Origin of the sequence: Melghirimyces profundicolus (assembly GCF_003054245.1) — a bacterium.
GTDB lineage: Bacteria > Bacillota > Bacilli > Thermoactinomycetales > DSM-45169 > Melghirimyces > Melghirimyces profundicolus.
Genome location: NZ_QBKR01000001.1, coordinates 38644 through 51908, shown reverse-complemented (window position 1 = coordinate 51908; position 13265 = coordinate 38644). Strand labels below are relative to the sequence as shown.

Sequence of the window (13265 nt, the reverse complement as noted above, 5' to 3'; positions counted from 1 at the left end):
CCGCAATTTTGAAAACTGCCATCCGCGTGGCCGGTGCCCAAAATGAGGATACGGAATCATCGGGCGTATTTTACCTCAAAAGAAAAGCCCCCGCCAAGCGGGAGCTTTGGATTCATCCTGTTTAATCCTCCGGCCGGGGGGCATCGTCGCCCTGTTGATCACCGTCGCCGCCGTTGTCGCCGCCGTTTCCGCGGCCATCGTCAGGGGGAGGGAAGACCGTTCCGCCCTGGTCGCCGTTCGTGTCACCGCCGTTGGTCCCCGAATCCCCGCCCCCGGGAGGGGTGCCCGGCTCCGGGGCGGGAGGCTGGCTCGGTTCCGGAGGTCGATTCTCCTGTTGTTCTTTTTTTTTCTTTTCTTCTTCTTCCTTCTTCATTTTTTCCGCTTTTTTGCATTCGAAGCACTTGAAATCATAGCCCGGCTGCCGGGGGAAATCGGCTCCGGAAACGAGTTTGGGATCCGCCTGGTTGACGGCGCGGAACATGTTGATCCAAGCGATCTTGGCCTGCTGGTCGTTCCAGATGGTCTTGGGCCGGTCGTAGCCGACCCAGGTCCCGAGGGCCACTTCCGGCGTATAACCCACAAACCAGACATCCTTGGTATCGTTGGTGGTGCCGGTCTTCCCCGCCAGATTGTATCCGGGGAAACTGTTGCCGATCCGGACCCCGGTCCCTTTCCGCACCACGTCCTTCAGCATGTCCGTGGTCCAGTAAGCGGCTTTGGCGGACATCACCCGAACCGGTTCTTTTTTGTGTTCGTAGACCACCTTGCCGGAGGGATCTTCGATCTTGCTGATGAGGTAGGGCTCGTTGAATTTGCCCTGGTTTGCCAACATGGCATAACCCGCGGTCATCCGCTGCACATCGAAGCCGTAGGTGAAACCGCCGATGGCGACGGATTCCCCCATGCCTTCGGAAAGGGGGAAGTTCATCTTTTCCAGGTACTTCAACCCGGTTTGGACGCCGACGGCCCGCAGCACCTTGATTGCCGGGATGTTCATCGATTTCATCAGCGCTTCCCGGGCGGTCATGGGACCCGAGTACTTATCGTTGTAGTTCCGGTACACGTGTCCCGTTGTCCCCCGGGCGGCCAGTTTTTCATCGATGATGATCGAATCCGGGGAAATGACGCCTCTGTCCAGTCCCGGTCCGTAATCCAGAAGAGGCTTGATGGTGGAGCCGGGCTGCCGGCGCACGTCCAGGGCGTGGTTGTGCTGATTTTTCCGGTAGTCCCGACCGCCGACAAAGGCCAGGGTGGCCCCGCTCTTCACGTCGAGAAGAGCCGCTCCCACCTGGATCTTCTGATCGCTGAAAGCGGTGTTTTTCGCCGCCTTGTTCATCGCTTCGTACAGCTTTTTGTCCAGGGTGGTGGTTACTTTATATCCACCGGTCAGGATCTTTTGCTTGTATTCGTCCAAGGTGTCGCGGTAGATTCCCTTTTTGCTCAGTTCTTTGGGGTCCTTCCCATCCGCTCTCATGAGAACCTTGGCTGCTTCGTCTTCCACCGCGATCGTGACATAAGGGTACTTCTGGTAGGCGATGGAGTTGTCCTCCGCGGTTCGAAGAGAGCCCTTGATGTCAAACTTGCGTGCTTTTTGATACTCCTTCTCGGTGATCTTCTTGTTGACCACCATATTCCAGAGCACTTCCCGCATCCGCTTCTTCCCGTTTTTCAGGTTCTCCTCTCCGCGGAAGGGGTTATAGGCGTTGGGTCGCTGGACCATCCCCGCTATGTAGGCTGCCTGGGAAAGGTTCAGGTCCTTGGCATCCACACCGAACAAACCCTTGGCTGCCGCCTGCACGCCCAGCATATTGCGTCCGCTGGCATTCTTCCCGAAGTAGAGACTGTTGATGTACGCGTTCATGATTTCTTCTTTGCTGAAGAAACGTTCCATCCGCATGGCCAGGAAGATCTCCTTGGCTTTGCGTTCCACCGTCCGTTGACGGTAATCGAGGAAGAGGTTTTTGACCAGTTGCTGAGTGATGGTGCTCCCCCCGGTCTGATCCTCGGCGCCGCTCACCATCTGATAGGCGGCCCGGATCATCGCTTTGGGGTTGATTCCGTTGTGGGAATAAAATTCCCGGTCTTCGGTGGAAATCAGGGCATCAATCAGGTGAGGGCTCACCTCGTCCATGGTCACCACTTTCCGGTCGGCATCGGCACTCAGCTTCCCGATGGAAGTTCCGTCCCGGAAGTAGGCATAACTGGTCTGTGTCCAACCGGTGATCTTGGCTTGCAACTTCTCCTGGGGACGAATCGGTTCTTCATTGACCAGGGACGCCACATACCCCGCCGTGGCCCCCACCGTGGCCATGCTCCCGAATACAAACAGAACAAATATTACCAAAAAAGTAAAAAGAAAACCTTTTAAGATGCGCCGTCTCCGCTCCGGGGTCCACCACGAATCCCATCTGAGACCCAGGCGCGATCCTTTGTTCATGGCCGCCTCAACCCTCCTTCTTTCCCGTAAACATTGTATCATATGTTGGAAAATCCGGAGAGATGGAAACGGCACAAAAATGATGTGTCAAAAATGTGAACGCCCATTGCCGGCACCGCCGCCTCTGATCCTCTGAATTTCCCCTTAGAAACGTGTGAAAAAGTGAGCGGCAGCATTTACCCAAAGCCGCTTCGGCCGCGCTCACAGAGCACAAGTCTCGCCTGGGTCGCTTGCGCTCCCCGGTCTCGCTATGCTGTCCTGCAGAGATGGTTGCACCGGGACAGTAAAGTCCGCTATTTTGGGTAAACGCTTCCCCTTTTCTGGAAACGAACATGAAATCACAACGCTTTCAGGGTTCAGACTACTCCTTGTTTTCGATATAATGACTGCAACGGAGGGCGTGGGTTTCCCCCGCCTTTGAGCCGTTTTTCTTTTGACTTTCCGGGAAAACGTTTTCCGAATATGAAAACCGACCCAATTGAAGACACAGATGGATCAGACGAACGGGGGAAGGCTGATGAGCGAAACAAATATCCAACCCATTTACCCCTATGAGGATTGGAGGATCACGGAGACGGAGTGGAACCCCGAAAACAACTTGCGGAACGAAACGATATTTTCCACCGGAAACGGCTATATCGGCATGCGGGGCAACTTCGAAGAAGGATACGGCGGACCGGAGGGAACTTCGGTAAACGGAACCTACCTCAACGGGTTCTATGATTCGGAACCGATCATCTACGGGGAGGAAGCATACGGTTACGCCAAAAAGAGCCAGACCATGCTCAATGTGACCGATGCCAAAATCATCCGCCTCCGGGTGGACGGGGAACCCTTCACTCTGTTTGAGGGTGCGGTCCGGGACTACCGGCGGACCCTGGATATGAGGGAGGGGATATTGACCCGGGAGGTGACCTGGGAAACATCATCGGGAAAGCGGGTCCGTGTCCGGATCCGGCGCTTGGTTTCCCTCTCCCGCAAACACCTCGCGATCATCCGGTTTGAAGTGACGCCGCTCAATTTCGACGGCTCCATCCAGCTGGAGTCCTGTCTGAACGGAGCCGTCCGCAACCAAGTGAGTACCGGGGACCCCCGTGCGGGCTCCTCCTTCTCCGGACAGGTGTTGATGACGGAAGAACTTCAAGCGGAAGCGACATTGGGCGCCATCCGTCAAAGGACCCGGCAAACCCGCTTCTCTTTGGTCTGCGCCATGGAAAACTTGCTGGAATGCCAGTCACCGACAGAACCGGAAACGGAAACCGGGGACCAGACCGTGAGTGTCCGCTGGAATCTGGAAGCGAAACGGGAAGTTCCGGTCACGCTGACCAAGACGATTGCCTACTTCACCTCCCGGGACTACCCGGAAGACGAACTTCTGCCGCGGGCTTTAAGGGAAGTGACCGAAGGCAAAAATCTCGGATTTTCAAAACTGGCGGAAGAGCAGAAACAATTTTTGAACGGTTTTTGGTACCGAAGCGACGTGGAAATTCAGGGCGACCCCGCCCTGCAACAGGGAATCCGGTACAACGCTTTTCAGTTGCTTCAGTCGGCGGGCCGCGACGGGAAGACGAATATCGGAGCCAAGGGGCTGACCGGCGAAGGGTATGAAGGCCATTATTTTTGGGACACCGAAACCTACATCCTGCCTTTCTTCCTCTACACGCATCCATCGATCGCCAAAAGCCTGCTCCAATACCGCTTTCACATCCTGGACAAGGCCAGAGAGCGGGCGCGGGAACTTTCCCACAAAGGAGCCCTCTATGCCTGGCGAACCATCGGCGGGGAGGAAACCTCCCCGTATTACCCCGCCGGAACGGCACAGGTTCATATCAACGCCGACATCCTGTACGCCCTGAAAAAATACATGAACGCGACGGAGGACAAGGCGTTTTTCCTCGAAGCCGGCGCGGAGATGCTCTTTGAAACCGCCCGCTTTTGGGTCGACCTCGGGGAGTGGATCCCGGACAAAGGCTTCTGCATCAACGGCGTGACCGGGCCCGATGAGTACACCGCCATCGTCAACAACAACGCCTACACCAACCTGATGGTTCAAGATCATCTGGAATACGCCGCAGAGTCGGCCCGGAGAATGGAACGGGAACACCCCGAACAATACCGGGCATTGGCCGAACGGATCGGCCTGGCCGAGGAAGAACGGCAAAGCTGGAAAAAAGCAGCGGAGGGGATGTACATCCCCCGTGACCGGGGACGGGGAATCATTCCCCAGGATGATTCCTTCCTGGAAAAGGCTCCCTGGGATTTCGAAAACACACCGAAAGATCGATATCCGCTCCTGCTTCACTACCACCCTCTCAATATCTACCGGCACCAGGTGTTGAAGCAGGCCGATCTCGTGCTGGCGCTGTTCCTGCAGTCCTCCCGGTTCACCTTGGCCGAAAAGAAGCGGAACTATGATTTCTACGAACCCCTGACCACCCATGACTCTTCCCTCTCCCCTTGCATCCACAGCATCCTGGCCGCGGAACTGGGTTACGGGGAGAAAGCATACCGCTATTTCATGCAAACGGCCCGGATGGACCTGGATGACTACAACAAAAACGTGAAAGACGGGATCCATACCGCTTCCATGGCGGGAACCTGGCTTTCCATCGTCCACGGCTTCGGCGGCTTCCGCGAAAACGGGGGAGAGCTTTTCTTCTCCCCCACCATCCCTTCCCGGTGGAAGGAGTACCGCTTCCGCCTCCAGTATCGTAACCGTCTGATCGAGGTTCAGGTCCGTCCCCGGGAGGCGGTCTACACGCTGTTGGAAGGGGAACCGTTGACCCTTCACCACCGGGGACGCCCCCTCCGGCTCACAGGGAGTCAACCCGTTTCCGCCGGGATCACCCGGGAACTGGAAGCGGTCGTGTTTGACCTGGACGGGGTTCTGACCGACACCGCGGAATACCATTATCAAGCCTGGAAACAACTGGCCGATGAGCTCGGGATTCCCTTTGACCGGGACTTCAACGAAGAGTTGAAAGGGCTGGGGCGGATGGACTCTTTGGACCGGATCCTGGAGAAGGGCGGAAAGAGCTTCAGCGAAGAGGAAAAACGCCGGCTGGCCGACCGGAAAAACGGGCACTACAGGAAGCGGATCCAAAGGATCTCGCCCGAGGACCTTCTCCCGGGCATGGGCCGGCTGCTCCGGGAGTTGAAGGAAAACGGCATCCGGATCGCCCTGGCCTCCGCCAGCAAAAACGCCCGCACCGTGATCCGACAGTTGAAGATCGAATCTTTCTTTGACACCATCGTGGATGCCGCCCATGTGAGCAAAGGAAAGCCCGATCCCGAAATCTTTCTGACGGCGGCGGAACAGCTGGGCGTTCCCCGTACCAACTGTGCCGCGGTTGAAGATGCCGAAGCCGGCATCCGGGCCATCCGGGAGGCCGACATGTTTGCCGTGGGAGTGGGAACCGAAACGGCCATGAAGGGAGCGGACTGGATCGTTTCCGACACCTCAAAACTGACCCTGCAAGAATTGAAACGGCGCTTCCGATAACCGCCAAACGCCGGCCTTTGGCCGGCGTTTTTATATGGTTCCACTCTGATGTTCAACCGCGGTCCCTCCCGGGTATAAAATGATTGCAGAAATCCGGAACCCGGTGGTAGCATAAGACAGAATGTTACCGCCTTTGGAGAAAGGAGAAGCCGGTCATGTCCAACCACTTCACCGATGTCGGTTTCCGCGTAGCCTCGGAAGCGGACCTTTCCCCCTGGATCGCCCGGGCTCTCCGGGAAGGAAAACCGTATCCGACGCCGTCGGGACGCTATGTCCACTGGTCGGCCGACGGACGGAGCGAACTTTGGGTCCAGTGTAATCCCGCCGGCGAGGTCACCGGTGTCAACCCCCATTTTGCCGGCGACGGTCGTCTCAACGTTTCCCTGTACAGGGGAACGGAGCCCTCCGGAATCCCCCTGGAAGGGAGCTTTTACGCCTGGGCCGCGCCGGAAGAGGATCCGGACCGACCGGGGCTTTACCCATTCCTTTTCGACGTGCCGGATTACGAACGGGTGAAAAGCCGGATTCGTTTCCCCGAAACGGCGGTCGTCCAGCTCACCGCTTTCGCTCATGAACTCCACTCTTTCCGGGACGAAGCGTCCTACCACAACTTCCGCGAGGAACACGGGATCCAGTTTGAGCCGGAATCCTTTGTTTCCTCCGGTTTGGTTTTGGCAGAAAACAAAAAAGAAGAGGAAACGGAATCCACCGCGGTAATCACGGGCAGGGTGCTTTCGGCGGAAACGCTCACCGGTCCGGGTGAAGTGGCTTTTCTTCACTGTCTGGTCCGCACCCGTGGGGGAACGGTGGACATGGTCGCCGATCCGGCTCTTCCCGATCAACAACCCGAAGCGGGCGGGATTTTGCAGGGCGCTTTCTGGCTGAGTGGGAGGATCTTGTAAAAGATATCAGAAGAAAGGAGGGATCACGTGGTTTATCGGCTGTTGAACCTGTTCATCATCTTCATGATGTCCGTCCTGATCGCTTTTGCATTCAATATGTTCCTGCTTCCACAGAAAATTCTGAGCGGCGGGATCACCGGAATCGCGATGATTTTCGGTTTGGTTACTCCCTTTAACACCGGCTCGATTATTTTCCTGCTCAATATCCCGATCATTATTATCGGTTACTTGCGCCTGGGCAAACAGTTCATCCTGTACAGTCTTTTTTCTGTGGTGGTCACTTCTCTCAGCTTGCAGGTCATCCCTCTCAGGGGGATCTCCGACGACCCCATCCTCTCGGCCGTCTTCGGAGGGGTCATCGTGGGGGCCGCCACCGGGCTGATCTTTCGGTCCGGCGCTTCCACCGGCGGTTTCGATATCATCGGAATGGTGTTAACCCGGAAAAGAGAACTGCCCCTCGGCATTCTCATCTTTGCCATGAACGCGATTGTGGTCTTTATTTCGGGATTTGTCTTCGACTGGGACCTCGCCCTGTATACCATGATCTCCATCTATGCGACGGGTAAAGTGGTGGATACGGTCCACACCCGGCATATCAAACTGACGCTGATGATCATCAGCAAACAGGGAGAGAAAGTCAAAAAGAAGCTGCTTTCCAATCTGGTCCGGGGGATCACGGTGTTGGACGGGGAAGGCGCCTACACCTCGGAACGGCGCAATGTCCTGATCACGGTCATCTCCCGGTACGAACTCGCCCATGTGAAGCGGATGATCCGGGAAGCCGATCCCCACGCTTTTGTCAACATCACACAGACAGTGGACGTCCTCGGTTATTTCCGGAGGGACTGAACTCCCCCAATATAAAAGTCCGCCGACGGGTTCTCCATCGAGCGGACTCTTTTCATTTGGCCGGGACCTCTCTCAGACCACCTTGGCTCGACGGCCCGCGGATCCTTTTTTCCAGGCAGGCATGCTGACGGCCACCACTTCGTCTGCGTAGATGAGCCCCAGGCCGTCGGTCACATACACGCGACGACCCTTATAGCGGTAGGTTTCGAGGATCTTGACGTTGTTCACCTTGCCGAAAGCCCCGATCAGGGCAAGCTCGTCCCCGGCCCGGAGATGATCCATCCCTTCTCCCGACGCGACACCTCCGAACACGTATTTGCCTCTATATTTAGCCATGGAGAATCCTCCTTTACATTAAGGTTTAATATTCGGAATATTGAAGTTTGCAATTGTCCGGCTTTGTTTTACGGTTTACACCTTTATTTTAATATGCCGTTACCCGCTTGAAGCGTGACTTGTTTGACCAATTTTTGAATTATTTCGTTTTAAAAGAAAGACTTGAAGCGTTGTGAAACCAGTGAGCGGCAGCATTTACCCAAAGCCGCTCCGGCTGCACTCACAGAGCACAAGTCTCGCCTGGGTCGCTTGCGCTCCCCGGTCTCGCTATGCTGTCCTGCAGAGATGGTTGCACGGTCCGCTCCGAATCATCCTGCTGCGGGCAGGGGCAAACGCCTGCGGATGCAACACAGAGAAGCTTTTGCCCCTGAATGCCCTTGCAGGCTGATTCTCCGCTGGGCAGGACAGCAAAGTCGCGATTTTGGATAAACGCTTCCCCTTTTCTCGAAACGAACATTCAATCACAACGCTCTCGGTTTCAACTTCTCCCCCCTTCGCCCTCAGTCCAAACGACCTCTGACAAAAAGTCATTTGGAAGGCACAAAAAACACCCGCGCACGGGCGGGTGACTGCTTGCTGCGGTCGGATTCTCAAATTCGGGGGAGAGTGATACCCCGCTGGTGCTGATATTTCCCCTGTTTGGCCTTATAAGAAACTTCGCAGGCCTCATCGCTTTCAAAGAACAACACCTGACACAACCCCTCGTTGGCGTAAATTTTCGCCGGCAATGGCGTCGTGTTGGAGATTTCCAAAGTGACGTGGCCTTCCCATCCGGGCTCAAAAGGCGTCACGTTGGTGATGATCCCGCATCGGGCATAGGTGGATTTCCCGACACAGACCGCCAGCACGTTTTCCGGGATGCGGAAATACTCAACGGACGTGGCGAGAGCAAAGGAGTTGGGAGGGATGATGCAAACATCCCCCTTGTAGTCGAGGAACGAATCGGCACTGATTTCTTTGGGGTCGATGACGGGCATCAGTGCGTTGTGAAAGATCTTAAATTCGTCCCCCACCCGAAGATCGTATCCGTAACTGGAAAGTCCGAAGCTGACAGCTTCCCCTTTCCCGACATTGCTGTCCACGAAGGGTTCGATCATGCCTTCTTCTTTTGCTTTTCTGCGGATCCATTTATCGGACTTGATCGTCATGATAGCGAATTCCCCTTTATGATTTGCTCCCATCTATTTTATAACATAACGGGACAAGCAAAAACCGCCGGACCCGATCAGGTCCAACGGTTTTTACCGGAAAAGAAGAGTTTCACACGATGGAGGCCCGCCATTCCACCCCGGCCGCGGCGATCCGGCGGCCTCGGATGGCCCGGTCCAGATCCTCGAGCAGATCGTCGGGGTCCTCCAGGCCGACCGACAGGCGCAGAAGCCCGTCGGTCACCCCTCTTCGGGTGCGTTCTTCCGGAGGCATCGCGGCGTGTGACATCCGGGCCGGATAGGAGAGTATGCTCTCCACGGCTCCCAAGCTGACAGCCACGATGGGAATCTTTACGGCGGAGAGGACTTCCCTGACCCGTTCCTTATCTCCCAGATCAAAGGAGAGGACCGCCCCGTGACCGTCGGATTGGGACGCTTGCAAACGGTGTCCCGGGTGATCTTCGAGACCCGTGTAGAAAACGCGCCGGACTTCGGGAAGGCGGCGCAACTCCCGGGCGATGCGGTGAGCGGAGGCGGTGGAGACTTCCATCCGGGTCTTCAGGGTTTTCAGCCCCCGCATGGTCAGCCAGGAATCCTGCACTCCCAAGATCGAACCCAGGGCGTTTTGCAGGTGAAACAGCCGTTCCCCCACCTCCGGATCTTTCACCGCCACCAGCCCCGACACCACGTCGCTGTGACCGGCGATGAACTTGGTCGCACTGTGGACGACAATATCGGCTCCCAATTCCAGCGGCCGCTGAAGACAGGGAGTCATGAAGGTGTTGTCCACAATGGTGAGAATTTCCCGTTCCTTCGCCAGTTGGGCCGCCCTCTTCAGATCCGTCACCTTCAGGGTCGGATTGGAGGGGGTTTCGATGTAGATCGCCCGGGTTTCCGGCCGAATCGCCGCTTCCACTTGATCCGGATCGGTCGTGTCCACGAAGGAGGCGCGGATCCCCAAGCGGGGAAGCACATCGCTCAGGACCCGGAACGTCCCTCCGTACAAATCGTTGGACACCACCAGATGATCCCCCTGGGAGAAGAGGAAAAATACCGTGGAGATGGCCGCCATCCCCGATGCGAAAGCAAATCCCCGGCTGCCCCCCTCCAACTCGGCAATGGTCCGCTCCAGAGCCTGCCGGGTGGGATTACCCGAGCGCGCGTAGTCATAAGCTCCCGGATGGTCAATGTCCGGCTGGTGGTAGGTGGACGCCTGATACAGGGGGATGCTGGCCGCGCCGGTATAGGGATCGATTTCGTTTCCGTTGTGAAGCAGCCGGGTTCCGAAATTCATCCTCTCCACTCCTTTCCGGTAAATCAGACCGTGACCCGGGCCCGGTCCAACGCCCGGGACAGGTCTTCGATCAGATCGTCTGCATGCTCAATTCCGACGGACACCCGAAGGAGCCGGTCACAGACCCCCACCCGCTTCCGGATCGACTCCGGAATATCGGCGTGGGTCTGGGTCACCGGGTAGGTGACCAGTGTCTCCACTCCACCGAGGCTCTCCGCGAAAGAGATCAACCGGAGGGACGACAGGAACGGAGCCACCATTTCCGCATCTTTCACCCGGAAGGAAAGCATCCCGCCGTAACCGTACGCCTGCCGGTCCTGCACCTCCCGATCCTTCGGGGAGAGCGTCGGGTAGAAAACCGCTTCCACCCCCGGATGATCGTCCAGGAAGCGGGCCAGGGCCAGTGCGTTTTTCTGATGCTTCTCCATCCGGAGAGCCAGGGTTTTCATCCCCCTCATCAACAACCAGGAATCCTGCGGCCCCAGAACCGTTCCGACAGCGTTGTGCAGATCGGCCACCCGTTCCGACAGATCCCGGGTGCCGGTCACGATCAGTCCGGCAAGGACATCGTTGTGCCCGCCCAAGTATTTGGTGGCGCTGTGCACGACCACATCGGCGCCGAGGGCGAGAGGTTGCTGGAAGAAAGGCGTCATGAACGTGTTGTCCACGATGGAAAGCCAACCGTGTTTCCGGGCCATTCCACAGATCACCGCAAGATCCGTCACGCGCATCAAGGGATTGGTCGGCGATTCGATGAAGATTCCGCGGGTGCGGGAAGTGGCTGCCCGTTCCACCGCTTCCGGATCCCGGAGGTCCGCATAACTGAAGGAAAGGCCGTAACGTGTCAGCACTTCTTCAAACAAACGGTACGTGCCGCCGTAAAGATCAAGGGAGACAATCAGATGGTCTCCCCGGGAAAAAAGTCCCATCACCGTTTGGATGGCCGCCATCCCCGAACAGCAGGCAAACCCCGCATCGCCTTCTTCCAGGCGGGCGATCGCCTCTTCCAGGACCGTCCGGGTCGGGTTGGCGGTCCGGCTATAGTCGAAACCGGTGCTCTCCCCGAGACCCGGATGTTGGTATGCCGTCGAGTGGTAAACCGGATAGCTGATCGCCCCGGTTCCTCGATCTTTATTTTTTCCGATCTGCACCAGCTGTGTCTCCTTGTGCATGATTCACCCTCCGTTGCTTTCGGGCGGTTTTCACCGGCGGGGGGAAGGTCCCGCTTAGACCAGAGCGGGATCCTGGCTCTTTTTCAGGGCCTGATCCAGGTCTCTGATCAGGTCCTCTGCCGATTCGATGCCGACGGAAAGCCGGATCAGTTCGGGCGTGACGCCCGCGGACTTTTGTTCCTCCCCTGTCAGTTGCTGGTGGGTGGTGCTGGCCGGATGGATGACGAGGGACTTGGCGTCCCCGACATTGGCCAGGTGGGAGAAGAGATGCAGGCTGTCAATGAAACGACGGCCGGCCTCCAGTCCTCCTTTGATTCCGAAAGTGAAGATAGCCCCTTGCCCTTTCGGGAGATATTTCTTCGCTTTGTCGTGATCCGGATGATCCGGAAGCCCCGGATGATCCACCCACTCGACCAACTCGTGATCGTTCAGCCAACGGGCCAGCTTCAGGGCGTTTTCACTGTGGCGCTCCATGCGCAGGTGAAGGGTTTCCAACCCTTGTAACAGGAGGAACGCATTGAAGGGGGAAAGAGCCGAGCCCAAGTCCCGGAGAAGCTGTACCCGGGCTTTGGTGATATAGGCCAGCTCCCCGAGAGCTTCCGTGTAGGAAACCCCGTGGTAGCTGGGATCCGGCTCCACAAGCCCCGGAAATTTCCCGTTCGTCCAGTCGAACTTCCCGGAATCGACGATCACCCCGCCGATGGAGGTGCCGTGTCCGCCAATGAATTTGGTGGCAGAATGGACGACAATGTCCGCACCGAAATCGATGGGCCTTAAAAGGTGGGGCGTGGCCAGGGTGTTGTCGACGATCAGCGGAATCCCGGCTTCATGGGCCACTTTTGCCACCGCTTCGATGTCGAGCACATCCACTTTGGGGTTGCCCAGGGTTTCTGCGTAAATCGCTTTGGTCTTTTCCGTAACCGCATCTTTAAAATTTTCCGGATTTGAGGGGTCGACAAAAGTGACCCGGATGCCCAGTTTGGGGAGCGTGTGCCGAAACAGGTTCCAGGTTCCGCCGTACAGGCTGCTGGAGGCGACGACTTCATCGCCGGAACCTGCGATGTTCAGAAGGGCGTACGTGGTGGCAGACTGTCCGGAGCTGACCGCGAGCGCTCCCACACCGCCTTCCAAGGCCGCCACCCGCTTCTCAAACACATCCTGAGTCGGATTCATGATCCGGGTGTAGATGTTGCCTTGCTCCGCGAGAGAAAAAAGATTGGCCGCATGTTCCGTATCGTTGAAGGTATAGGAAGTCGTCTGGTAAATCGGCACCGCGCGGGCGTTGGTCGCCGGATCGGGCTCCTGGCCCGCATGGACGGCCAAGGTTTCGGGACGGAACGTTTTTTCTTGGGAATCGAAGCTCATGGGAACGCCTCCTTTAAAAATTAAAAAACCTCTTTCCCGATAAGAGAAGAGGCTTTTTCAATCAACACAGACCCTTCTCTTATCTCTCAGAAGCAACCAAGCTTCTGCAAGAATTGGCACCTTCCGGCTCGGTGGCCGGGGTTGCCGGGCTTCATCGGGCTAGTCCCTCCGCCTCTCTTGATAAGAGCGTCCTTATGAAGATGTTTTCGTGCTTCCAGTCTGAAAACTTGTGTTTCATTATAACGGGGGTCTGCCTCCCC

The 13265-nt window shown here is 57.0% G+C and carries 9 protein-coding genes and 1 riboswitch; of the genes, 3 read left to right on the top strand and 6 right to left on the bottom strand.

What is annotated here, in order from left to right; all coding sequences use genetic code 11:
• Positions 1-121 precede the first annotated feature (121 nt).
• The gene (locus tag C8P63_RS00220) at positions 122-2437 is read right to left on the bottom strand and encodes a transglycosylase domain-containing protein (protein ID WP_170109407.1); all 2316 of its coding nucleotides are present in this window, start codon (positions 2435-2437) and stop codon (positions 122-124) included.
• 517 nt (positions 2438-2954) lie between these two features.
• On the opposite strand from C8P63_RS00220, the gene pgmB reads away from it, so the two are divergent.
• The 3 genes from pgmB (at position 2955) to C8P63_RS00200 (ending at position 7690) form a co-directional block, all read left to right on the top strand.
• Positions 2955-5939 carry a beta-phosphoglucomutase gene (gene pgmB / locus C8P63_RS00210; RefSeq protein WP_108021316.1) on the top strand — a complete coding sequence of 995 codons (2985 nt, stop codon included), beginning with the start codon at positions 2955-2957 and terminating at the stop codon, positions 5937-5939.
• A gap of 155 nt (positions 5940-6094) precedes the next feature.
• Positions 6095-6841 (top strand): hypothetical protein, encoded by a 747-nt coding sequence (locus C8P63_RS00205; RefSeq protein WP_108021315.1) that lies wholly within the window; start codon positions 6095-6097, stop codon positions 6839-6841.
• A gap of 27 nt (positions 6842-6868) precedes the next feature.
• Entirely contained in the window at positions 6869-7690 is an 822-nt protein-coding gene (locus C8P63_RS00200) for a YitT family protein (RefSeq protein WP_281258653.1), read from the top strand.
• 72 nt (positions 7691-7762) lie between these two features.
• Here C8P63_RS00200 and C8P63_RS00195 read toward each other — a convergent pair whose 3' ends face one another.
• From C8P63_RS00195 to C8P63_RS00175, 5 genes are all read right to left on the bottom strand, one after another.
• Complete coding sequence (locus tag C8P63_RS00195) at positions 7763-8026, bottom strand: hypothetical protein (RefSeq protein WP_108021314.1); 264 nt, start codon at positions 8024-8026, stop codon at positions 7763-7765.
• Between the two features lie 590 nt (positions 8027-8616).
• Positions 8617-9174 carry a dCTP deaminase gene (dcd, locus tag C8P63_RS00190; RefSeq protein ID WP_108021313.1) on the bottom strand — a complete coding sequence of 186 codons (558 nt, stop codon included), beginning with the start codon at positions 9172-9174 and terminating at the stop codon, positions 8617-8619.
• Between the two features lie 112 nt (positions 9175-9286).
• On the bottom strand, positions 9287-10468 hold the full coding sequence (locus tag C8P63_RS00185) for an aminotransferase class I/II-fold pyridoxal phosphate-dependent enzyme (RefSeq protein ID WP_108021312.1): 1182 nt from the start codon (positions 10466-10468) through the stop codon (positions 9287-9289).
• Positions 10469-10491: 23 nt separating this feature from the next.
• A complete protein-coding gene (locus C8P63_RS00180) occupies positions 10492-11640 on the bottom strand; it encodes an aminotransferase class I/II-fold pyridoxal phosphate-dependent enzyme (protein WP_108021311.1) in 1149 nt (382 codons plus the stop codon).
• Positions 11641-11694: 54 nt separating this feature from the next.
• Positions 11695-13005 carry a homocysteine synthase gene (locus tag C8P63_RS00175; protein ID WP_108021310.1) on the bottom strand — a complete coding sequence of 437 codons (1311 nt, stop codon included), beginning with the start codon at positions 13003-13005 and terminating at the stop codon, positions 11695-11697.
• Between the two features lie 76 nt (positions 13006-13081).
• A riboswitch (SAM riboswitch) is annotated at positions 13082-13192 on the bottom strand.
• Between the last annotated feature and the right edge of the window lie 73 nt (positions 13193-13265).

Coding starts and splice junctions, on each gene's coding strand:
- pgmB (WP_108021316.1), top strand. CDS start 2,955: ATGAGCGAAACAAATATCCAACCCATTTACCCCTATGAGGATTGGAGG.
- C8P63_RS00195 (WP_108021314.1), bottom strand. CDS start 8,026: ATGGCTAAATATAGAGGCAAATACGTGTTCGGAGGTGTCGCGTCGGGA.
- dcd (WP_108021313.1), bottom strand. CDS start 9,174: ATGACGATCAAGTCCGATAAATGGATCCGCAGAAAAGCAAAAGAAGAA.
- C8P63_RS00185 (WP_108021312.1), bottom strand. CDS start 10,468: ATGAATTTCGGAACCCGGCTGCTTCACAACGGAAACGAAATCGATCCC.
- C8P63_RS00175 (WP_108021310.1), bottom strand. CDS start 13,005: ATGAGCTTCGATTCCCAAGAAAAAACGTTCCGTCCCGAAACCTTGGCC.
- C8P63_RS00180 (WP_108021311.1), bottom strand. CDS start 11,640: ATGCACAAGGAGACACAGCTGGTGCAGATCGGAAAAAATAAAGATCGA.
- C8P63_RS00205 (WP_108021315.1), top strand. CDS start 6,095: ATGTCCAACCACTTCACCGATGTCGGTTTCCGCGTAGCCTCGGAAGCG.
- C8P63_RS00220 (WP_170109407.1), bottom strand. CDS start 2,437: ATGAACAAAGGATCGCGCCTGGGTCTCAGATGGGATTCGTGGTGGACC.